The sequence below is a fragment of the Pseudomonas sp. FME51 genome, from assembly GCF_014897305.1.
The window spans coordinates 153552-175496 of sequence record NZ_JABUYN010000006.1 but is presented as its reverse complement, the minus strand read 5'-3'; the positions used below and the strand labels follow the sequence as shown (position 1 = coordinate 175496).

Genomic DNA, 21945 nt, shown 5'->3' with positions numbered 1-21945 from the left:
ACATAGCTGCAAACAGAGGAATTGGTTTATGAGCGAAAAATTTGATGTAGTGGTCATCGGCGCCGGTCCAGGGGGCTATGTAGCCGCTATCCGTGCAGCCCAACTGGGTCTCAAAACCGCCTGTATCGAGAAGTACAAGGGCAAGGACGACAAGCTGGCCCTGGGTGGCACCTGCCTGAACGTGGGTTGTATTCCTTCCAAGGCGCTGTTGGACAGTTCCTGGAAATACCACGAAGCGAAGGATTCCTTCAATGTTCACGGTATCACTACCGGTGAAGTGAGCATGGACGTGTCAGCGATGATTGGCCGCAAGGACCAGATCGTCAAGAACCTGACCGGTGGCGTAGGCGGGCTGCTCAAGGCCAATGGCGTGACTGTTTACCAGGGTCACGGCAAGCTGCTGTCCGGCAAACAGGTAGAAATCACCAAGGAAGACGGTAGCACTGAAGTGCTGGCCGCCGAGAACGTCATTCTGGCCTCCGGCTCGCGTCCTGTGGAAATTCCGCCGGCCCCGGTCGATCAGAACATTATCGTCGACTCCACCGGTGCACTGGAATTCCAGGCTGTACCCAAGCGTCTGGGTGTGATCGGTGCCGGTGTCATCGGTCTGGAGCTGGGTTCGGTATGGTCGCGCCTGGGCGCTGAAGTGACTGTCATTGAAGCACTGGACAAGTTCCTGCCAGCAGCTGATGAGCAGCTGTCCAAGGAAGCGCTGAAAATCTACACCAAACAGGGCCTGAAGGTACTGCTGGGCGCGCGCGTTACCGCCAGCGAAGTCAATGGCGAAGAAGTGACCGTCAAGTTCACCGACGCCAAGGGCGACCAGGAAATCGTCTTCGACAAGCTGATCGTTGCTGTGGGCCGTCGCCCGGTCACCACCGATCTGCTGGCTGCGGACGCCGGTGTTACCCTGGACGAGCGGGGCTATGTGTACGTCGATGACCATTGCGCCACTTCGGTACCGGGCGTTTACGCCATCGGTGACGTGGTCCGTGGTCTGATGCTGGCTCACAAGGCATCGGAAGAGGGTGTGGTAGTCGCCGAGCGTATCGCCGGACACAAGGCCCAGATGAACTATGATCTGATTCCTTCGGTTATCTACACTCATCCCGAAGCAGCCTGGGTCGGCAAGAATGAGCAGCAATTGAAGGCCGAAGGCGTTGACGTGAACGTCGGCGTATTCCCCTTCGCTGCCAGCGGTCGTGCCATGGCGGCCAACGACACCGCCGGCTTCGTCAAAGTCATTGCCTGCGCCAAGTCTGACCGCGTACTGGGTGTCCACGTGATTGGTCCAAGTGCGGCGGAGCTGGTACAGCAGGGCGCTATCGCCATGGAATTCGGCACCAGTGCTGAAGATCTGGGCATGATGGTCTTCGCGCACCCGACCATGTCGGAAGCGATGAAGGAAGCTGCTCTGGCAGTGAGTGGTCAGGCCATTCACATTGCCAATCGCAAGAAACGCTGAGGAATCATCCCAGTTGCTGCCGGTGCCTCTGTATAGAAGCGCCGGCAGCCTGGTTGCCATTCATAAGGCAAGGTCAACGGACTGACCATCACCCCATGCTGGGTGAACCGGGTGTGTCGGAGTTCTGATCCGACAACCTGATAGGTGACGGTGGTGCGTTCGCGCTTGACCACCGTTATGAATTCATACGAACAACGGTACAAACGAATGAATCTTCACGAATATCAGGGGAAGCAGCTGTTCGCTGAATACGGTCTTCCTGTCTCCAAGGGCATCGCTGTCGAGACTCCCGAAGCAGCAGCTGAAGCCTGTGACACTATTGGTGGTACTGAGTGGGTGGTAAAAGCCCAGGTTCACGCTGGTGGTCGCGGGAAAGCCGGTGGCGTCAAGCTGGTCAAGAGCAAAGAAGATGCCAAGGCCTTCGCCGAAAAGTGGCTGGGTCAACGTCTGGTGACGTATCAGACTGATGCCGATGGTCAGCCTGTCGCCAAGATTCTGGTTGAATCCTGCACTGATATCGCCCAGGAACTGTACCTGGGCGCCGTAGTGGATCGCTCCACTCGCCGTATCGTTTTCATGGCTTCCACCGAAGGTGGTGTCGAGATCGAGAAGGTTGCCGAGGAAACCCCGGAAAAAATCCTGAAAGCCACCATCGATCCGCTGGTTGGCCCACAGCCTTACCAAGGTCGTGACCTGGCTTTCAAATTGGGCCTGAAAGGCGACCAGATCAAGCAGTTCACCAACATCTTCGTCGGTCTGGGCAAGCTCTTTGCCGACTACGATCTGGCTCTGCTGGAAGTGAACCCGCTGGTCATCAAGACAGACGGCAACCTGCACTGCCTGGACGCCAAGATCAACATCGACGCCAACGCGCTGTACCGGCAGCCCAAGCTGCGTGCCATGCACGACCCGTCTCAGGACGACGCCCGTGAAGCCCACGCTGCCAAGTTCGAGCTGAACTACGTTGCACTGGACGGCAACATCGGCTGCATGGTCAACGGCGCCGGTCTGGCCATGGGTACCATGGACATCGTCAACCTGCACGGTGGCAAGCCAGCCAACTTCCTCGACGTGGGCGGCGGTGCTACCAAAGAGCGCGTTACTGAAGCGTTCAAAATCATCCTGTCCGACAGCAATGTGGCCGCAGTTCTGGTCAATATCTTCGGCGGCATCGTGCGTTGCGACATGATTGCCGAAGGCATCATCGGTGCGGTCAAGGACGTGGGCGTCAAGGTGCCGGTCGTGGTACGTCTGGAAGGCAACAATGCCGAACTGGGCGCCAAGGTACTGGCTGAAAGTGGTCTGAACATCATCGCAGCAACCAGTCTGACCGACGCTGCAGTACAGGTCGTGAAAGCGGCGGAGGGCAAGTAATGAGCATCCTGATCGACAAGAACACCAAGGTAATCTGCCAGGGCATCACTGGTTCCCAGGGTTCCTTCCACACCGAACAAGCCCTCGAATACGGCACCAAAATGGTCGGTGGTGTTACTCCGGGTAAGGGCGGTACCGAGCATCTGGGCCTGCCGGTCTTCAACACTGTTGAAGAAGCGGTCAAGGCGACTGGCGCTGAAGCGTCGGTGATCTACGTTCCGGCTCCGTTCTGCAAGGACTCCATTCTTGAAGCCGCCAACGCAGGTATCAAGCTGATCGTCTGCATCACCGAAGGTATCGCTACCCTCGACATGCTGGATGCCAAGGTCAAGTGTGACGAGCTGGGCGTACGCCTGATCGGGCCTAACTGCCCGGGCGTCATCACCCCTGGTCAATGCAAGATCGGCATCATGCCCGGTCACATCCACCAGCCGGGCAAAGTGGGCATCGTTTCCCGCTCCGGTACCCTGACCTACGAAGCGGTCAAGCAGACGACTGACGCCGGTTTCGGTCAGTCCAGCTGTGTTGGTATCGGTGGCGACCCGATCCCGGGTTCCAGCTTCATCGACATTCTGGAGCTGTTCCAGAATGATCCGCAGACCGAAGCGATCGTTATGATCGGCGAGATCGGCGGTAGCGCGGAAGAAGAAGCAGCAGCCTACATCAAGGCCAATGTGACCAAGCCGGTGGTGTCCTACATCGCGGGTGTTACTGCGCCGGAAGGCAAGCGCATGGGCCATGCCGGTGCAATCATCTCCGGCGGCAAGGGTACTGCCGACGAGAAGTTTGCTGCACTGGAAGACGCGGGCGTCAAAACCGTTCGCTCGCTGGCCGACATCGGCAAGGCACTGTCCGAGCTGACTGGCTGGGCAATGAAGTAATACTTCATTGAACGTCAGACAAAACCCCGCTTCGGCGGGGTTTTGTCATTGTGCACCGGCTATTCGCGTTCGCGAAATGACCGCAAGCCCCCCATTTGTCCACCGGCTTGTTTATAATGCCCGCAATGCTGTCTCTACCAGGCAGTCCTGATAGAAGAACTTCAATGAAAACATTATCGCCGGCCAATATTCTGGCTCTCGGTTTCATGACATTCGCCCTGTTTCTGGGAGCTGGCAATATCATCTTTCCTCCCAGTGCTGGCCTGTCAGCCGGGGAAAATATGTGGCCCACTGCGTTGGGCTTTCTGCTTACCGCGGTAGGTCTTCCGCTGCTCACCCTGGTTGCCCTGGCGCGGGTAGGCGGCGGCATCCAGGATCTGACCGCACCGCTGGGTCGGCTGCCGGGGCTGGTTCTCGCTGTACTGGTCTATCTGGCTATCGGGCCACTGTTCGCTACCCCAAGAACCGCTGTGGTGTCCTATGAAGTAGGCGTAGTGGGACTGGTGGGAGAGAGCTGGCAAACGCTGCTGGTTTACTCGCTGCTGTATTTCGCCGTGGTGCTTTTCCTGGCGTTGAGGCCGGGGCGACTGGTGGATAATGTCGGCAAGCTGATCACCCCGGTATTGCTGCTGGCATTGGTGACACTGGGTATTGCCGCTGTGCTGTTCCCCGCAGGTGAGGTGGGCGAGGCCGCCACAGCCTATAAGCAGAGTCCGGTGGTTGAAGGTATTCTGCAGGGTTATCTGACCATGGACGCGTTGGGTGCATTGGTGTTTGGTGTGGTAATCACCCGCGCGATTCGGGATCGGCAGGTACAGGAAACCCATATCGTCACCCGCTATACGATCATCGCCTCGGTGATTGCCGCGATCGGGTTGGCACTGGTGTATCTGGCACTGTTCCAGCTCGGCTCAACCAGCAGTTCGCTGGTCGGTGAGGGTGCCAACGGTGGGCAGATCCTGGCGGCCTTCGTCCAGTATCGTTTCGGTACCGCAGGTAGCTTGCTGTTAGCGGTGGTGATTACTCTGGCTTGTCTGACCACAGCGGTGGGGCTGATCTCTGCCTGTGGTGCATTTTTCAGTCGGGAATTTCCGGTCAGCTATACGCAGGTGGTGTGGGTATTCACTATTTTCTGCATGGCCGTTTCCAACCAAGGCCTGGATAGCCTGATCCGCATTTCCGTCCCGGTGCTGGTTGGCCTGTACCCCTTGGCAATTGTGCTGGTCTGTCTGGGGCTGTTCTCGAGCAGTCTGGCACGTCCGCAGAACATAATGCGGCCTGTCATGCTGGTTGCTCTGGTATTCGGTATCATGGATGGCCTGAAGGCCGCTGGCTTCATGGCCCGTGATACCGTCTGGATGAGCGCAATGCCGTTCTCTTCCCAAGGGCTGGGCTGGTTGGTGCCGGCGATCCTCATGTTGGCGGCGGCATTGCTTGTCGAGCATCTGCGTTACGGCAGGGTGCAGCGCGCCTGATCAAATTTGTTGAAGGGAACTGGATGAACGCCTTACCCGATGCTGGATCGTTGTGGCTGAATCTCGCCGCATTCTGCTGGTTCATGTTCTGCTGGATCGGCTATACCCGCTATGCATGGTACAAGGGACGGGATACGCCCTGCCTGGCGAGCGTTCTGCATCTGTATCGCAAGGATTGGATGAGCAGGCTGCTGCTGCGGGAGCAACGTATCGCCGACGCCAGCCTGATCAGTAATCTGGAGCGTAATACGTCGTTCTTCGCTTCCAGTACGCTGCTGATTCTGGCGGGTCTGATCACGGTCATGGGGGCGACGGATCAGGCACAGAGTCTGCTGCGTGATCTGCCGTTCGTGGCGCAGGTCAGTCGTGAAATGTCGGAAATGAAGCTGCTGATCATGCTCGGCATCTTTGTCTATGCGTTTTTCACGTTCTCTTGGGCCATGCGCCAATACAACTTCGCCTCGGTCCTGTTTGGTTCGGCGCCGTTAGTGGGGGAGAAGCATGTCAGCGAAATCGAGCGCAAGGCGTTCGCCAGTCGCGCGGCCAAGGTTCTCTCCATGGCGGCGCATTCGTTCAACCTGGGGCTGCGTTCCTACTACTTCGCTTTGGGAATGCTGAGCTGGTTCATCAACCCCTGGGCATTCATCTGCATCACCACGGGCGTAGTGTATGTGTTGTATCGGCGGGAGTTTCGCTCCACAGTGCTGGAAGTGCTGATGGCAACACCAGCACAGTTTCCCGAATCCTCGAGCGATGCGCCGGCAACTCCCGAATAGTAAGAGCCGAAAACATTACCGGCCGCATAAGCGGCCGGTAATGTCGTGGGATACAGCAAGAACCTGAAAGGTTATTCGCCGTTGGCCCGCTCTTTGAGATCGTTCTTCGCATCAACCGCCGCATCCTGCGCCTGCTGACCTTTCTCTTTCAGGTAATCGGTTGTGTCGTCATAGGCTTCAGCAACCTGGTCACCAGCTTCATCCAGATTTTCCTGAATCCGCTCCCCAGTGGTGGGTTCATTGTTGAAGGTCTGGTCGGCCTTCTGTTCAATGGCTTCACCGGTTTCTTTGGCAGCATCACCCATGCTGTCCATCGCATCGGACATCGACTCCTGAGCCGATTCCATCTTGTCTTCAGGCTCGTCCTGGCAGGCTGCCAGCAATCCGAGACTGGCCACCAGGGCGGCCGTTAAGCAAAGCTTTTTCATCTGATTCTCCAAGTGATGATTCACGGGAGGTTAGTCCTGCATCAGGGCAAAGAAGTTCCCGCTTCGCTAAAACCTATGGCCACGAGGTGCGTCGTTTTCTCGCCAGCCAGTTGCGATCTGCTAGAATTCGCCACTTTGTTGCATACCGGATCCGAATTTTTCTATGACCATCGAACAACGTGCACGGAGTTTTCTTTCAGTGCTGCGTCATTGCCAGATGCTTGGCATGACGGTAGAGCAGGCGGACAAGGATGGCCTGGTCATACAGTTGCCTTATAGCGATTTGATTATCGGCAATCCTGTCACTGGTGTGGTTCATGGTGGCGCCATCACCACGCTGATGGATACCTGCTGTGGCATCTCGACAGTCTGCTATCTGGACGACTTCGAGATATGCCCGACGCTGGATCTGCGTATCGACTACATGCATCCAGCCGAGCCGGGCAAACCTATTTTCGGCTTCGCTGAATGCTACAGAGTGACCCCGACGGTGATCTTCACTCGAGGCGAGGCCTATCAGCACAGCCGAGAAGAGCCTATTGCCCACGTCGTAGGCACGTTTATGCGTATGGGCAAAACGGCACTCAGCGCCGGGCAGGCGAAGATACTTCAGGGAGCCGCAGAGTGACTATGGATATCGAGCAACTGATACGAGACGCGCATAATTCAGGCGATTACATGCCGTTGATTGCGCAGATACCCTATGCGCGGATGCTCGGAATGCAAGTGCTGCGGTTGGGCGAGGAAATGGTCTTTCATCTGCCTCTTAACGCAGACAATATAGGCAATCCCATGCTGCCCGCGTTGCATGGCGGCGTCTTGGCCGGGTTCATGGAGCAGGCTGCCATGTTGCACCTGATGGTCAGCATGAACAGTCAGAACTTCCCGAAGATCATCGATTTCTCCGTGGATTACCTGCGCGCTGGGTTATCCCGAGATACCTATGCTACCTGTCAGGTATGGCGCCAGGGGCGGCGAGTAGGTAATGTGGCGATTACCGCATGGCAAACCCGGTCAGACGAACCGGTGGCGACAGCGCGGGCCCACTTCAAATTGGACTGAGCACGCATCCTGCACGTGCCCTAAAGGAATAGGAGATATTCAGGACATGGAAGCCTTGTTGATACTGGCTGGTGCTGTCTTGTTGGTGCTGGGCTGGGTGTGGCTGGTCATCTCTGCCATTCGGCTGTCGGTCGGACGCATGTTGTTTGCGTTGCTGGCTGCTCCTCTCACGCTATTGGTCCGCGGCCGCGGTTATCCGGTATGGCCGCGCCTGCTGTTATTGCTGGGCATTCTCGGCATCCTTCTCGGTGCCACGCAGCTCTACCAGCATCAGCCGGAGCGCCTGGACCAGCTGCTGTCGGGTCGCTGGGCAGTGAGTGCATCGGCTGCCAGCGATCTGCAGGGCACTATCATGGGCCAGCCATTTGCGCCGGAGCGCATAGTCTGGCGTGGTGAGGATCTGGTCTTCGAGGAAGGGCCGGCGGATCGAGTGCGACGCGCGCTGACCATCCGCTTTGGCGCTGCTCAGGACTTGTTGCGCGAGCCAACCATCGAACGCCTGCCCAGCGATGACGGCGCCTGGCCGGAACTCATTCTGCAATGGTACACCGGCGCCCTGAGCGCACCGGGGCTGCGCAAAGTGACAGAGGGTTACAGTCTGAGTCTGGATCTTGCCGAACCGGTTGACGGTCGTGTCGAGGGGCGCATACATCTGCATTTGCCGACGATCTACAGCACCTGGCTCACTGGCCGCATCGAATTGTCTTCAGCTCCCGCATGGTTGCAGGAGCGCGTGAAGACCGAACAGTTGGAACAGCTTGAGCTGCATAAAGTCGCCGAGCAAGCAGCAGCTGACGCAACGAAAGAGAAGAACCCGCCGCTGCAGTGGCAGGAATTGAGTCTGCTGGCCTTGATGGACGAGCCACAGCTGTTCTCCGGCTCCAGGGTACGCTTGACGACCTGGTCAGGCCGCACCCATCTGGGCATCTTTAAAGAACTCAGCGAGGAAGAGCGGCTGATCCTGGCACAGGCTCGGGGGCCGCATCAGATCGAGTTGCACTTTCACATGCTGGACATCCGTAAGGTCGAGGCGCGCAACGACCTCTGAGTCGCGCCTTGAAATTGCCCCGCAGCGTCCCCATCAAGGACTCATCCGCCCGCGAGTGTCGGGCAAAGTCCCTTGTGAAACATGGAGATACTGCAAACATGACCGTGGAAGCCCAAAAGGAAACGCTTGGATTTCAGACTGAGGTGAAGCAGCTGCTGCACCTGATGATCCACTCGATGTACTCGAACAAGGAGATCTTTCTCCGCGAGCTGATTTCCAACGCCTCGGATGCCTCGGATAAATTGCGTTTCGAAGCCATCGCCAAGCCTGAGCTGCTGGAAGGCGAGCCCAATCTGCGGATTCGCATCAGCGCCGACGAACAAGCCAATACCCTGACCATCGAGGACAACGGTATCGGCATGTCCCGCGAAGAAGTGATCAGCCATCTGGGTACTATCGCCAAATCGGGCACCGCCGCTTTCATGCAGCAGCTGACAGGCGACCAGAAGAAGGACGCCAGTCTGATCGGTCAGTTCGGTGTGGGTTTCTACAGTGCTTTCATCGTCGCAGACAAAGTAGAGGTGTTTACCCGTCGCGCCGGTGCTGATACCGCCGAAGGGGTGCGCTGGGAATCGGCGGGCGAGGGTGACTTCACCATCGAGAACATCGATAAGCCTGAGCGCGGTACTCGCATCGTACTGCATCTCAAAGCGGATGAAAGCGAGTTTGCCGATGGCTGGCGTCTGCGCAACGTCATCAAGAAATACTCCGACCATATCTCCCTGCCGATCGAACTGCCCAAGCAGAATACGGGTGAAGAGCAGGAGCAGCCCACCGAGCCGGAATGGGAGAGCGTTAACCGCGCCAGTGCGCTGTGGACTCGTTCGCGTACCGAGGTGAAGGACGAGGAATATCAGGAGTTCTACAAGCATGTCTCGCACGACTTCGACAACCCGCTGAGCTGGAGTCACAACAAGGTCGAAGGCAAACTGGAATACACCAGTCTGCTGTACGTGCCTGCCCGTGCACCCTTCGATCTGTACCAGCGCGAAGCACCTCGCGGGTTGAAGCTCTATGTGCAGCGCGTGTTCATCATGGACGATGCCGAACAGTTCCTGCCGTTGTACCTGCGCTTCATCAAAGGCGTGGTCGACTCCAACGACCTGTCGCTGAACGTTTCTCGGGAGATCCTGCAGAAGGATCCGGCTATCGACAGCATGAAGTCGGCACTGACCAAGCGGGTGCTCGACATGCTGGAGAAGTTGGCCAAGAAAGATGCCGAAAAATATACCAGCTTCTGGAATGCGTTCGGTAGCGTCCTGAAGGAAGGTCCGGCAGAAGACTTTGCCAACCGCGAGAAGATTGCCGGCTTGCTGCGCTTCGCTTCCACTGCGCAGAACGACGACAGCGAAGTGGTCGGCCTCGACGCGTACATCGAGCGCATGCAGGAAGGTCAGGACAAGATCTACTACCTCACTGGCGAGCGCTACAGCCAGGTGAGGAACAGCCCGCACCTGGAGATCTTCCGCAAGAAAGGTATCGAAGTGCTGCTGCTGACCGACCGTATCGATGAGTGGCTGATGAGCCACCTGAGCGAGTACAAGGGCAAGCAGTTTGTCGATGTGGCGCGTGGTGATCTGGATCTCGGTCAGCTGGAAGGCGAAGAAGACAAGCAGGCGCAGGACGAAGTGGCCAAGGCCAAGGCGGACCTGGTACAGCGCGTCAAGGATGTGCTCAAGGACGACGTGGATGAGGTCAAGGTGTCCCACCGTCTGACCGACTCCCCGGCGGTACTGGTGGTTACCGAGGACGGCATGGGTCTGCAGATGCGCAAGATCCTCGAAGCTACCGGCCAGAAGGCCCCGGAAAGCAAGCCGATCCTGGAGATCAACCCGGCGCATCCGTTACTGGACAAGCTCGACCAGGAGCAGGATGAGGCGCGCTTTGCTGACCTCACCCACATCCTCTTCGACCAGGCCGCACTCGCCGCTGGCGAAGCCCTGCAAGATCCAGGCAGCTATGTACGCCGCCTGAACGCCCTGTTGGTGGAATTGAGTAAGTAAACCACAGAGCAACACCCACGCCCGGCCCGGAATACCGCGCCGGGCGTTTTTGTGTGCGCGATACTTCCCGTGTTCTGTGTCTGGCCCGGCTGCTTGCACGGCGCCAGAACCGGGACGCAGAGCATCCCAACATGCATTCCCACGCTGGAGCATGGGAACGATCTGGTCTGAGGCCAGCACTCGCTATCCGATGGTTCCCCCACTCCAGAGCTTCTGGGGTGGGGTACGTCAACTGCCCTGGCGCTCCACCGGACGGCTGCCTGTTCTATCCGGTTTGTGGATTCTTCATTTCTCTCGACTATTCTGCTTACTCAATACTCTTGCAGGGGACAACTGCATGAAAAAGATTTTTACCTCTCTGATGATGACCGGTGCGGTCGGGCTGGCGCAGGCGGATATGATTACTCAAACGGTGGATTACGAGATCGATGGCCAGCCCTATCAAGGATTGCTGGTATATGACGATGCGGTGACCGAGCAGCGGCCGGGTTTGTTGATGGTGCCGAACTGGATGGGTGTCACCGAGCACGCAGCGAAGAAGGCATTCCGCGCCGGAGGCTCTGACTACATCGTGTTTGTCGCCGATCTATACGGCAAAGATATTCGGCCTGCCGACGCCAAAGCGGCGGGCGCCGCTGCATCAGTAGTACGTTCAGACCGGACATTGATGCGCGAGCGGGTCAATGCGGCGCTGGATGTATTCAAGGCGCAGGTGGACAAGGTAGCGTTGGATGCGGCTAGGCTGGGTGCCATCGGTTTCTGTTTTGGCGGCACAGCGGTGCTGGAGCTGGCACGCTCAGGTACCGAGATCGGTGGTGCGGTGTCTTTTCACGGAAACCTGGACACACCAAACCCCGAAGATGCGAAAGCCATAGGCATGCCGCTCCTGGTACTGCACGGTGCGGATGACCCTTATGTACCGCCGGAGCAGGTTGCGGCATTCGAGCAGGAAATGCGCAGTGCTGAGGTAAGTGACTGGCAGTTACTCAGCTACGGGGGAGCGGTGCACTCATTCACCGATCCCACGGCCAAAGTGAAAGGGCAGGCGGAATACAATCCACGGGTAGCTGAACGGGCACTCTCGCAAATGCGAATGTTTTTCAATGAAACGCTGGCTGATTGATACTGGTTTTGTCACACTTCGGGCTGCTTTCGGTCGGTATGATGACTGATCGAAGCCGTATACCTCCGAAGGAATCATTGGATGATGAAGCTGATGAAGAACGGGCAGCGTGTTGTGTTCTGGTGCGCGGCCTGTTGTTTTCCCCTGTCTCTTTCCCTGGTACAGGCTGCAGAAACGGCGCTGCTGCAGGTGACGGTCGAACCGGTCCGGGAAATTCGCATCGCCAGCCAGATCAAGGCGTTGGGCACGCTCTATGCCAACGAGACTGCGGTACTCGCTGCCAACCTTACGGAAACCATCTCCGAAGTCAATTTCAGCGACGGGCAACGAGTCAAGGCCGGGGATATCCTGGTGGCGCTGACCAACCGCGAACAGCTGGCACAACTGGATGAGGCACGCACTGGCGTAACCGATGCCGAGCAACAGTTGCAGCGCGCCAGGCAGCTGATCGAGAGCAAGTACCTTTCCCGCCAGGAACTGGATAATCGCACCCGTGAGTTCAATATCGCCAAGGCCCGGTTACGGGCGGTGGAGGCGCGGCTCGCCGATCGGCTGATCCGTGCGCCCTTCGATAGTGTGGTGGGCCTGCGTGAAGTAAGTGTCGGTACCTTGTTGTCGCCGGGCATGACGGTTGCGACCTTGCACGATGACAGCATCATGAAGCTGGACTTCAGCGTACCGGAAGTGAAGTTGGCGGACATTCATCCGGGCCAGCCGATCACTGCCCGCAGTCGCGCGTTTCCCGAGCACGTTTTTGAGGGTGAGATCGCGGTACTGGACAATGAAGTGGACGCGGTCACCCGCTCGATCCGTGTACGCGCGCTGATTCCCAACGAGCAAGGGTTGTTACGTCCAGGTATGTTGATGACGGTATACGTGGAAAGTGAACCGCGCCAGGCACTGGTGATCCCCGAGGGAGCACTGCTGCCGTTGGGCAAGCAACAATTTGTCATGGGGGTGACCGAGCGGGACGGCGAGACCGTCGCTGGGCGGTTGCAGGTACAGATTGGCGAGCGTACCGCGGGCATGGTCGAGGTGCTCGAAGGGTTGGTCAGGGATCAGCAGGTGATTACCCATGGCAACTTCCGAGTCAGTCCCGGCCAGCCGGTTGAGGTCAAGGTGGTCGAGGAAGTCCGCCCGTGATTCTTTCCGATGTCTCGGTAAAGCGCCCGGTCTTCGCCACGGTTTTGTCGTTGCTGCTGATCATCTTCGGGCTGGTGGCCTTCCAGACATTGCCGCTGCGTGAATACCCGGACATCGATCCCCCTATTGTCAGCATTGACACCACTTACCGCGGCGCATCAGCGAGCATCATCGACTCGCAGGTCACCCAGATCATCGAAGAAAATATCGCCGGTATCGAAGGTGTCGAGTTCATCGAATCGAGAAGTCAGGACGGGCGTTCACAGATCACCGTGCGCTTCTCCATAGACCGAGATGTCAGTGAGGCGGCCAACGATGTGCGTGATCGCGTCTCGAGAATCCTGCCCGATCTGCCGGTGGAAGCGGACCCACCCGAGATTGAGAAACAGGATGCCAACCAGGATGTGGTGGTCTGGTGGAACCTCAATAGCGACCGTCTCTCGGTTCCCGAACTGACCGACTACGCCGACCGCTATCTGGTCGACCGCTTCTCCAATATCACCGGTGTGGCCAGAGTCCGGGTTGGTGGGGCGCAGCCCTGGGCCATGCGTGTCTGGCTGGATGCAGAGCTGCTCGCCGCGCATAACCTCACGGTGGAGGACGTCGAACAGGCGTTGCGAGACGAGAACGTCGAATTGCCTGCCGGCAGTATCGAATCGTTTGATCGCCAGTTCACGGTACGTGTGCAGCGTGCTTTCAGTACGCCCGAGGATTTCTCCCGGCTGGTGGTGGCGCGGGGTGATGACAATTACCTGGTGCGCCTTGGTGATGTGGCGCGGGTTGAGCGCGGCACCGAGGAGCAGCGCAGCCTGTTTCGTGGCAATGGGGTGCCCATGGTCGGCGTCGGCCTGGAACGTCAATCCACTGCCAATACTCTGGAGATCTCCCGAGCGGCGGCCGAGCTGGTCGAACAGCTCAACCCGACACTACCCGACGGCATGCAATTGAGCCCCAGTTTTGACAGTTCGATCTTTATCGAAGGCGCGATCTCGGAGGTCTACCGCACCCTGGTGATCGCGCTGATGCTGGTAGTGTTGGCCATCTTCCTGTTTCTCGGCAGCCCTCGGGCCGTACTGGTCCCGGCGGTGACCTTACCGGTGTCGATGACGGCGACCTTTATCGCGCTGATGATGTTCGGTTTTACCATCAACCTGCTGACACTATTGGCCTTGGTGCTGGCGATCTCGCTGGTGGTGGATGATGCCATCATTGTTCTGGAAAACATCCGCAGACGTATGGACGAGGAGGGCGAGACGCCGTTGGTGGCCGCCTATCGCGGTGCGCGACAGGTTGGCTTTGCGGTGGTCTCCACCACCCTGGTGCTGATCGCGGTATTCGTACCTATTGCCTTCCTGCAAGGTGATGTTGGCAAGTTGTTTTCCGAGTTTGCCCTGACCATGGCGGCGGCCGTGGTATTTTCCAGCTTTGTCGCGTTGACATTGTCACCGGCACTGGCCTCCAAGATATTGCGCCCCAGCGACAGCAACAATCGGCTGATGCGTGCCGTTGAGTCGGTTCTGCGCCGCAGTCGGGCAGTCTACCGCACGGTGCTATTGCAGGCGCTGCGCCTGCGCTGGCTCACCGTGTTGCTGTTCGCTGGACTGTCCGTGCTGAGTATCTGGCTGATCACCTTGCTGCCCAACGAGTACACGCCCATCGAAGATCGCGGCGTGTTCATGATCATGGTCAATGGTCCGGAGGGCGCGACCTACGATTACATGGTCGATTACATGGATGAGATCGAATCACGGGTTCTGGATCTGGTTGAATCCGGCGAAGTGTCACGCATCATGGTAAGAGCTCCGCGCTCCTTCGGTGCCGTCACTACCTTCAATAGCGGCATGGTCAACGTGGTGCTGAACGATTGGGCCGACCGCCGTCCGGCAACCGAGATTATCGAGGAGCTGCGCGGTCGGATGGTGGACCTGAGCGGAGTGCGCATCATCCCGATCATGCGCCAGGGCTTCGGGGCCGGGCGCGACCAGCCCTTTCAGTTGGTGATCGGCGGCGCCGGCACCTACGATGAGTTGGCACAGTGGCGAGATATTCTGCTGGAGCAACTCGAGCAGGATAACCCTGGCCTGATCAATATCGACACCGACTATAAGGAAACCCAGCCACAGCTGGAGGTACATATCGACTATGACCGTGCCGCTGTGCTTGGCGTCAATGTCAGCACCATTGGTCGCACCCTGGAAACCATGCTTGGTTCGCGCCGCGTCACCACCTATCTGGATGAGGGTGAGGAGTACGATGTGATCCTCGAAGCCGAGAAACTCGACAAGCGAACGCCCTCCAGCATGGAGAATATCTACGTACGCGCGGCCACCAGCGGCGAGCTGATTCCACTGTCGAACCTGATCACCATCGAGGAGTATGCGGGCTCGACCAACCTCAACCGCTACAACCGCAACCGTGCCATCACCATTGATGCCTCCATGTTGCCCGGGTTGGCGCTGGGTGATGCGCTGGATCATGTCGAGCAACTGGCCCGGGACAATCTTCCGGAAACGCTGGTGATCGACTACAAGGGCCAATCGTTGGATCTGCGCAACGCCGGGGGCTCGATCATGTTCGTGTTCGCGCTGGGTGCGGTGGTGATTTTTCTGGTGCTGGCTGCTCTGTTCGAAAGCTTCGTGCATCCACTGGTCATCATGCTCGGGGTACCCATGGCCATCGGGGGAGGACTGATCGGCCTGTGGTTCGCCGGCCACAGTCTCAACTTGTACAGTCAGATTGCCTTGGTAATGCTGATCGGGCTGGCGGCCAAGAACGGGATTCTCATTGTCGAGTTCGCCAATCAGCTGCGTGACGCTGGTCGTTCCTTCGATGAGGCGCTGGTCGAGGCCAGCGTGCTGCGCCTGCGCCCGATTCTGATGACGGGAGTGACCACCATTGCCGGAGCATTGCCGCTGATCTTCTCAGCCGGGGCGGGGGCCGAAACCCGGGAAGTGATCGGCATAGTGGTGGTCTGGGGCGTCGGAGTATCGATGCCGGTCACCTTGATTCTGATTCCCGTGCTGTACAGTCTGCTGGCACGCAAGACAGGTTCGCCCAATGCTCTTCAGCGGCAACTGGAAGCAGAGGAGAGTGTCACCATAACAGGTGATATTCAGAGGGGTGATAGAAGGGCTGACGGCTAGAGATTCACCGGATGCCCGTCGATAATGAAAGTAGTCCACGCGAAGGCCAGGTAAGGCGCAATCGCGGCAAAACAAATAATAAATAACCATGGAGATGGATCTATGTCCCGACCTGAACTGCCCGGCTGGCGCTGGGGACCCTTTACCTTCCGTTTGCCGTTTTATCACACCCGGCTGTATTGGCCAGAGCTGTTTCAGGGGCTTTTCATCGCAGCTGCAACGGGTCTGTCGCTCGTGCCCCTGATGATCATGTTCTTCGGTCTGACTTTCGAAGAGGCCGTAGCCGCCTCGATGATCCATTCCATTCTCATCAGCACGGCGTTGATTGTGTTCGGCGAACCCTATGCGCCGGGCTGGCTCACACCGGCGCTGCCGTTGGCGCTGGCCTTTGCCATTGGTGCCGGGGATGATCCGGTGCTGCGCTTGCAGGCCATGACGGCCCTGTCGCTGAACTTTGCCTTGTTGCTGTTGCTGCTGGGTATTACCGGCCTGGGCAAGAAGTTTGTCATCTGGCTGCCGGATACACTCAAGGCCGGGATTATCCTGGGCGCAGCACTGGCGGCGCTCAAACGGGTTTTCATCGACGACGCGGAACGTTTTCTGCTGCAACAACCTATAGCTACCACACTGGCCTGCGCAGTCTGTCTGATCTTCGCTTTCTCGTTGCCAATGCAGAAGCTCAAGGAAAAGTATCGGTGGGTGGCCAGGGTTGCGGCGTTGGGACTGTTGCCGGGCTTTCTGATTGCCGCCATTGTCGGGCCCATGGTGGGCGAGGTCTCCTATGACATTCAATGGGGCTTCATGGTCCCGCCGGTAGGTGACATGTGGGTCAAGATGTCGCCGTTCTCCATTGGTTTCCCCAGCCTGAGCCTGATGATCCAGGCCATGCCGCTGGCCATCATCACCTACGTCATCCTGTTCGGTGATCTGGTCACTGGCAACGAGGTGATTCGTGAGGGTCTGAAAGAGCGCAACGATGAGCATATCGACATTAACCCGACCCGTTCGCACTTCGCGCTGGCCATCCGTAACGCGTTGATGGGCATCAGTGCGCCCTTTTTTCCGACACAGGGGCCGATGTGGACCGGCGTGCATGTGATCATCATCCAGCGTTGGAAGCAGGGCAAGCAGACCATGGACAGTCTGCACAGTGGCTTGATCTCCTATTACGGTATGGGCATTCCCTTCCTGTTTTTCACGCTACCGCTGGTGACCGGTCTACAACCGCTGTTGGGTATTGCCCTGTCGCTGACACTGGTGCTGACCGGCTTTGCTTGTGCCTATATCGCCATGGCTATTCCGACGAATAATGCGTCACGTGGCGCAGTGCTGATGATCGGTGCTGGCCTGGCGTTCTTCGAGCCCTGGGTTGGTCTGCTGTTCGGCGTATTGACGACCCTGCTGCTGGTGGGTTGGGATCGGAGCATCGAGCCGATTCCCAAGGAGCATGATGCCCCGGCGCCAGGTCCGGTGCCCGCTCCGGTGGCCACCAAGCTGGAGGCGGAAGGCTGAGCGAGGATCAGCGAGCCTCGGGGTGATAGACTGCCGCTTTGGCACATTCATCCCGAGGCTCTTGCATTGCGACCCAGAAGTGACAGTTCCTATGCCGGTGGTCCGGTCAATTGGCGGATCATCCGCAGTCTTGTTCCCTACCTGAGCGAATTTCGCGGCCGTGTAACCCTCGCGATGGCATGCCTGCTGCTGGCCAAGATCGCCGGCGTGGCTGTGCCCTGGGTGCTCAAACTGATCGTCGAGCATTATGAGTCGACGACAGACGTACTGATCCTGGTGCCGGTCGCCTTGCTCGCAGCCTATGGGTTGCTGCGTTTCTCCACAGTGCTGTTCTCGGAGCTGCGGGACGCGGTATTCGCCCGGGTGGCCGAGCGGGCCATGCGGCGCATATCACTCAAGGTATTCGAGCACCTGCACCGGCTGGATCTGGGCTTCCACCTGTCACGTCGCACCGGTGGGCTGGCACGGGATATCGAGCGTGGCACCAGCGGTATCAGTTTTCTGCTGCGCTTCATGGTCTTCAATATCCTGCCGACCTTGCTGGAAATCGGTCTGATCGCAGTCATCCTGCTGGCCAACTTCAGTCCGGTGTACGCATTGACGGTGCTGGGTGCGGTGATTGTCTATGGGCTGTTCACCATCGTCTTCACCGAATGGCGCAATCGCTTCGTACGGGAAAGCAATCAGCTGGATAACCGCTCCAATACCCGGGCGATAGACAGCCTGCTGAACTACGAAACGGTGAAATACTTCGGTAACGAAGAGTTTGAAGCTCGGCAATACGACGAGCATCTGGCGGGCTGGGAAGCAGCGCGAATGAAGACCCGGTTGTCATTGGCGGCGCTGAATTCAGGTCAGGCGCTGATTATTGCCGGCTCGGTGACGCTGATGATGGTACTGGCGGCGCGACAGGTCTCGGCGGGCAGCATGACCCTGGGTGAGCTGGTGATGATCAATGCCTACATGATCCAGCTGTTCATCCCGTTGAACTTCCTCGGCTTCATCTACCGGGAAATTCGTGAGGCGTTGATCAATATCGAGCGTCTGTTCGGCCTGCTGGAAGCACCGCTCAAGGTGGTGGATGCGGATGCAGCCCCAGCGCTGGAAATCAGCGGCGGTGCGGTGCGGTTCGACAAGGTCAGCCACGCTTATACTGCGGAGCGGCCGATCCTTGAGGATGTCAGCTTCACCATTGCTGCCGGTCAGACGTTGGCTGTGGTCGGCCCCAGCGGCGCCGGTAAATCCACGTTGGCGCGCTTGTTGTTTCGTTTCTATGACGTCAGCAGTGGCAGCATCAGTATCGACGGGCAGGATATCCGCAGCGTCAGCCAGCACAGTCTGCGCCAGGCTATTGGGGTGGTGCCGCAGGATACCGTGCTGTTCAATGACAGCATCGGTTACAACATCGCCTACGGCAAACCCGGTGCCAGCGACGAGGAGATCTGGAATGCACTGCGCATGGCGCAGTTGGAGGATTTCGTCGCACGGCTGCCCGAGGGGCTGGATACCCAGGTGGGTGAGCGGGGGCTGAAACTGTCCGGCGGCGAGAAGCAGCGTATAGCCATCGCGCGGGTATTGCTCAAGGATCCGCAATTGCTGATTCTGGACGAAGCCACATCATCTCTGGATACCCATTCCGAACGGCGAATTCTTGATTCAATCAACCTGGTAGCGCAGCGGCGCACCACACTGGCCATCGCCCACCGATTATCCACCATCACCCACGCCGAGCAGATTCTGGTGTTGGATCAGGGGCGGGTAGTGGAGCAAGGCAATCATCAGCAACTGCTGGCGGCAGGCGGAGCCTACGCCCGTTTGTGGGCAGAGCAACTGCGCAACAGTGAAGGGGAGTCCGAGGCTTAACGTAACAGGCTGCAGGTTCGGACGCAGGCTCCCAGACGGAGCATGGGAGCCATCTGCAATACGCGCCTCACTCCGGCCGCATTTCCTCCTGCGAGAAATCATCCACCTCGATAACCGCGCGGCGTGCCAGCCGGGCATCGCGGACCTTCTGCGCTTCGTCGGGGCTGATGACGCCGCTTTCGGCCGCGACGGCCAGGACGTCTGCGTCGCTGTCATGCTCCAGCTCCCCGGAGCGGATCGCTTTTCTCAGGCGCAGCTCGATGGGATCAGCCAGGATCACCTTGTCCAATGCCGTGTTGAGCAGCCCGGTAACATCTTCCGGGTCGTTGCTGCGATAACAGCCTGCCAACAGCCGGTCACGCGACGCACTGGGTGTCATCAGCTGGCGTGCAATCTCTCCGCTGGTAAGGTCGGATGGCGGCTTGAGGCGGCGGCCCAAGGGGAAGATCAGTACTCGCAGGGCAATACCCATGCAACGATCCGGGAAGTTGAGCAGGATCTCGTGCATGGCCTGCTCGGTCTTGGCCAACAGATCCTCGACGCCCCACCGCAGCAGCGGCAGATCCTCTTCCGGTGACCCCTGGTCGTGATAGTGCTTGAGCGTGGCGCTGGCCAGATAAATGAAGCTGAGTACATCACCGAGCCGGGCCGACAATCGCTCGCGGCGCTTCAGCTCGCCGCCGAGCATCAGCATCGTGGTATCGGTGAGCGCAGCGAAGGCGGCGCTGAGGCGTGACAGCTGTCGATAATAACCGCGTGTGTGAGCGTTGCCCGGTGTTCTGACCAGCGCCCCGGCGGTCAGCCCCAGCAGCAAGCTGCCAGCGGCATTACCCAGTGCATGCCCGATATGCTCGAACAGCAACCCATCGAAGCGCGCGATGGCACGATCCTGATCCGGGTCCTGGGTGGCCTGCATTTCTTTTAGTACGTACGGATGACAGCGAACCGCACCCTGGCCGAAGATCATCATGCTGCGGGTCAGGATGTTGGCACCTTCCACGGTGATGGAAATCGGCACTGACTGATAGCCGCGGCCCAGATAATTCTTCGGCCCCATGCAGATACCCTTGCCGCCATGCACATCCATGGCGTCGTTCATACATTGGCGCATGCGTTCGGTGAGGTGGTATTTGACCACGCCGGACAGCACTGCGGGTTTTTCGCCGAGGTCCACGGCGCCGGCGGTCATGGTGCGGGCGGCGTCCATGACATAGGTATTGCCGCCGATACGGGCGAGGGCTTCCTGTACGCCTTCGAACTCGCCGATGGGCAGGTTGAATTGTTGACGTATACGCGCATAGGCACCGGTGGCCATGCTGGCCATCTTGGCCGCACCAGTGCTGCCAGCGGGCAGGGAAATGGAGCGCCCGACGGCCAGGCAGTTCATCAGCATCTTCCAGCCATGGCCGATCATCGGTTGGCCGCCGATCAGATATTCCATCGGGATGAATACGTCCTTGCCGGAGTTGGGTCCGTTCATGAACGCCGCATTGAGTGGGAAGTGGCGGCGGCCGATTTCTACGCCCTCGGTATCCGTGGGAATCAATGCCAGGGTGATGCCCAAGTCTTCCTGATCACCCAACAGACCGTCGGGGTCGTAAACCTTGAACGCCAGGCCCAGCAACGTGGCTACCGGCCCGAGAGTGATGTAGCGTTTCTCCCAGGTGACACTCAGGCCCAACACCTCTTCACCTTGCCACTGACCGCGGCAGACAGTGCCTCGGTCGGGCATACCTCCGGCATCTGAGCCGGCTTCGGGAGAGGTCAGGGCGAAGCAGGGTACCTCTTGGCCGGCGGCCAGGCGCGGCAGATAATGCTGCTTCTGTTCATCGGTACCGTATTGCAGCAAAAGCTCAGCGGGGCCCAGGGAGTTGGGCACCATCACGGTAGAGCCCAGATCCCCGCTGCGACTGGCCAGTTTCATGGCGATCTGCGAGTGGGCATAAGCAGAAAACCCCTTGCCGCCGAAATCCTTTGGAATGATCAGGCCGAAAAAGCCGTTGTTCTTGATGAAGCTCCAGACCGGCTCCGGGAGGTCCTGCAATTGTGTGGTGACTTCCCATTCATTGGTCATACGGCAGAGTTCTTCCACCGGACCATCAAGAAATGCCTGTTCTTCCGCTGTCAGCGTCGGTTGGGGGTAGCTGTGCAGTGTGTCCCAATCGGGACGACCGCTGAAGATCTCGCCATCCCACCAGACGGTGCCGGCGTCCAGCGCTTCCTGTTCGGTGTCGGAAATCGGTGGCAACACCTTCTTGAACCAATGAAACAGCGGTGTAGTTATGTTTTTACGACGCCATTTGGTCATGTTCAGCGGGACGGCGATGCCGAGAAACAGGGCCCACAGGATGACATCGAGCAGCCAGTGGACTGGGCTCAGCAGGGTCATTGCCAGCAGATAGGCGCCGACAACCAGGCAACTGTTCAGCAGGCCGATGCGTACCCAGGCGAGAATGACAACGCAGAAAATAAGGCCCAGCAGCCAGAGCAGGGTCAGCATGAAGCACTCCTTGGTTAGGTGTATCCACTACTGAGCATAGCTGTTCTGCCGATGCACTGCGTCATGACCAGGTAGTGCGTGTACCGATCGAACTGTAACGGGATATCACTGCGAGAAGTGCAGCGGGGCAAAATGACCAGAGGGGATGG

Annotated in this window: 16 protein-coding genes; 14 read left to right on the top strand and 2 right to left on the bottom strand. The window is 58.5% G+C overall.

What is annotated here, in order from left to right; all coding sequences use genetic code 11:
• Nucleotides 1–28: 28 nt before the first annotated feature.
• The 5 genes from lpdA to INT39_RS12665 all read left to right on the top strand — a co-directional run bounded on the left by lpdA (nucleotide 29) and on the right by INT39_RS12665 (nucleotide 5971).
• The gene (gene lpdA / locus INT39_RS12685; RefSeq protein ID WP_193074291.1) at nucleotides 29–1465 is read left to right on the top strand and encodes a dihydrolipoyl dehydrogenase; all 1437 of its coding nucleotides are present in this window, start codon (nucleotides 29–31) and stop codon (nucleotides 1463–1465) included.
• A 207-nt stretch (nucleotides 1466–1672) separates the two neighbouring features.
• Nucleotides 1673–2839 carry an ADP-forming succinate--CoA ligase subunit beta gene (gene sucC / locus INT39_RS12680; RefSeq protein ID WP_193074290.1) on the top strand — a complete coding sequence of 389 codons (1167 nt, stop codon included), beginning with the start codon at nucleotides 1673–1675 and terminating at the stop codon, nucleotides 2837–2839.
• Entirely contained in the window at nucleotides 2839–3720 is an 882-nt protein-coding gene (gene sucD / locus INT39_RS12675) for a succinate--CoA ligase subunit alpha (protein WP_193074289.1), read from the top strand. The genes sucC and sucD overlap by 1 nt, the downstream gene beginning before the upstream one ends.
• A 164-nt stretch (nucleotides 3721–3884) precedes the next feature.
• Nucleotides 3885–5195 (top strand): branched-chain amino acid transport system II carrier protein, encoded by a 1311-nt coding sequence (gene brnQ, locus INT39_RS12670; protein WP_193074288.1) that lies wholly within the window; start codon nucleotides 3885–3887, stop codon nucleotides 5193–5195.
• 23 nt (nucleotides 5196–5218) lie between these two features.
• Nucleotides 5219–5971, top strand: coding sequence for a DUF599 domain-containing protein (locus INT39_RS12665; protein ID WP_193074287.1), 753 nt, complete (start codon nucleotides 5219–5221; stop codon nucleotides 5969–5971).
• Between the two features lie 71 nt (nucleotides 5972–6042).
• Here the strand turns inward: INT39_RS12665 and INT39_RS12660 are convergent, their stop codons facing one another.
• Complete coding sequence (locus tag INT39_RS12660) at nucleotides 6043–6399, bottom strand: hypothetical protein (protein WP_193074286.1); 357 nt, start codon at nucleotides 6397–6399, stop codon at nucleotides 6043–6045.
• A 163-nt stretch (nucleotides 6400–6562) separates the two neighbouring features.
• On the opposite strand from INT39_RS12660, the gene INT39_RS12655 reads away from it, so the two are divergent.
• From INT39_RS12655 to INT39_RS12615, 9 genes are all read left to right on the top strand, one after another.
• The gene (locus INT39_RS12655) at nucleotides 6563–7027 is read left to right on the top strand and encodes a PaaI family thioesterase (RefSeq protein WP_193074285.1); all 465 of its coding nucleotides are present in this window, start codon (nucleotides 6563–6565) and stop codon (nucleotides 7025–7027) included.
• Nucleotides 7028–7029: 2 nt separating this feature from the next.
• Nucleotides 7030–7461, top strand: coding sequence for a PaaI family thioesterase (locus tag INT39_RS12650; protein ID WP_193074394.1), 432 nt, complete (start codon nucleotides 7030–7032; stop codon nucleotides 7459–7461).
• A gap of 46 nt (nucleotides 7462–7507) precedes the next feature.
• Nucleotides 7508–8509 carry a hypothetical protein gene (locus tag INT39_RS12645; RefSeq protein ID WP_193074284.1) on the top strand — a complete coding sequence of 334 codons (1002 nt, stop codon included), beginning with the start codon at nucleotides 7508–7510 and terminating at the stop codon, nucleotides 8507–8509.
• 98 nt (nucleotides 8510–8607) lie between these two features.
• The gene (gene htpG / locus INT39_RS12640; RefSeq protein WP_193074283.1) at nucleotides 8608–10512 is read left to right on the top strand and encodes a molecular chaperone HtpG; all 1905 of its coding nucleotides are present in this window, start codon (nucleotides 8608–8610) and stop codon (nucleotides 10510–10512) included.
• Between the two features lie 337 nt (nucleotides 10513–10849).
• Nucleotides 10850–11635 carry a dienelactone hydrolase family protein gene (locus INT39_RS12635; protein ID WP_193074282.1) on the top strand — a complete coding sequence of 262 codons (786 nt, stop codon included), beginning with the start codon at nucleotides 10850–10852 and terminating at the stop codon, nucleotides 11633–11635.
• Nucleotides 11636–11716: 81 nt separating this feature from the next.
• Nucleotides 11717–12778: an efflux RND transporter periplasmic adaptor subunit gene (locus INT39_RS12630; protein WP_193074281.1), complete on the top strand. Its 1062-nt coding sequence runs from the start codon at nucleotides 11717–11719 to the stop codon at nucleotides 12776–12778.
• Nucleotides 12775–15921: an efflux RND transporter permease subunit gene (locus tag INT39_RS12625; RefSeq protein WP_193074280.1), complete on the top strand. Its 3147-nt coding sequence runs from the start codon at nucleotides 12775–12777 to the stop codon at nucleotides 15919–15921. Before INT39_RS12630 ends, INT39_RS12625 begins: the two co-directional genes overlap by 4 nt.
• A gap of 102 nt (nucleotides 15922–16023) precedes the next feature.
• Complete coding sequence (locus INT39_RS12620) at nucleotides 16024–17433, top strand: hypothetical protein (protein WP_193074279.1); 1410 nt, start codon at nucleotides 16024–16026, stop codon at nucleotides 17431–17433.
• Nucleotides 17434–17499: 66 nt separating this feature from the next.
• Entirely contained in the window at nucleotides 17500–19296 is a 1797-nt protein-coding gene (locus INT39_RS12615; RefSeq protein ID WP_226944754.1) for an ABCB family ABC transporter ATP-binding protein/permease, read from the top strand.
• A 67-nt stretch (nucleotides 19297–19363) separates the two neighbouring features.
• Here the strand turns inward: INT39_RS12615 and INT39_RS12610 are convergent, their stop codons facing one another.
• Entirely contained in the window at nucleotides 19364–21793 is a 2430-nt protein-coding gene (locus INT39_RS12610; protein WP_193074390.1) for an acyl-CoA dehydrogenase, read from the bottom strand.
• Between the last annotated feature and the right edge of the window lie 152 nt (nucleotides 21794–21945).

What these genes read in the sequence shown, in the direction of transcription:
- INT39_RS12660 (WP_193074286.1), bottom strand. Translation starts at nt 6,399, where the DNA reads ATGAAAAAGCTTTGCTTAACGGCCGCCCTGGTGGCCAGTCTCGGATTG.
- sucD (WP_193074289.1), top strand. Translation starts at nt 2,839, where the DNA reads ATGAGCATCCTGATCGACAAGAACACCAAGGTAATCTGCCAGGGCATC.
- INT39_RS12650 (WP_193074394.1), top strand. Translation starts at nt 7,030, where the DNA reads ATGGATATCGAGCAACTGATACGAGACGCGCATAATTCAGGCGATTAC.
- INT39_RS12620 (WP_193074279.1), top strand. Translation starts at nt 16,024, where the DNA reads ATGTCCCGACCTGAACTGCCCGGCTGGCGCTGGGGACCCTTTACCTTC.
- INT39_RS12630 (WP_193074281.1), top strand. Translation starts at nt 11,717, where the DNA reads ATGATGAAGCTGATGAAGAACGGGCAGCGTGTTGTGTTCTGGTGCGCG.
- INT39_RS12665 (WP_193074287.1), top strand. Translation starts at nt 5,219, where the DNA reads ATGAACGCCTTACCCGATGCTGGATCGTTGTGGCTGAATCTCGCCGCA.
- INT39_RS12655 (WP_193074285.1), top strand. Translation starts at nt 6,563, where the DNA reads ATGACCATCGAACAACGTGCACGGAGTTTTCTTTCAGTGCTGCGTCAT.
- htpG (WP_193074283.1), top strand. Translation starts at nt 8,608, where the DNA reads ATGACCGTGGAAGCCCAAAAGGAAACGCTTGGATTTCAGACTGAGGTG.
- lpdA (WP_193074291.1), top strand. Translation starts at nt 29, where the DNA reads ATGAGCGAAAAATTTGATGTAGTGGTCATCGGCGCCGGTCCAGGGGGC.
- brnQ (WP_193074288.1), top strand. Translation starts at nt 3,885, where the DNA reads ATGAAAACATTATCGCCGGCCAATATTCTGGCTCTCGGTTTCATGACA.
- sucC (WP_193074290.1), top strand. Translation starts at nt 1,673, where the DNA reads ATGAATCTTCACGAATATCAGGGGAAGCAGCTGTTCGCTGAATACGGT.
- INT39_RS12635 (WP_193074282.1), top strand. Translation starts at nt 10,850, where the DNA reads ATGAAAAAGATTTTTACCTCTCTGATGATGACCGGTGCGGTCGGGCTG.
- INT39_RS12645 (WP_193074284.1), top strand. Translation starts at nt 7,508, where the DNA reads ATGGAAGCCTTGTTGATACTGGCTGGTGCTGTCTTGTTGGTGCTGGGC.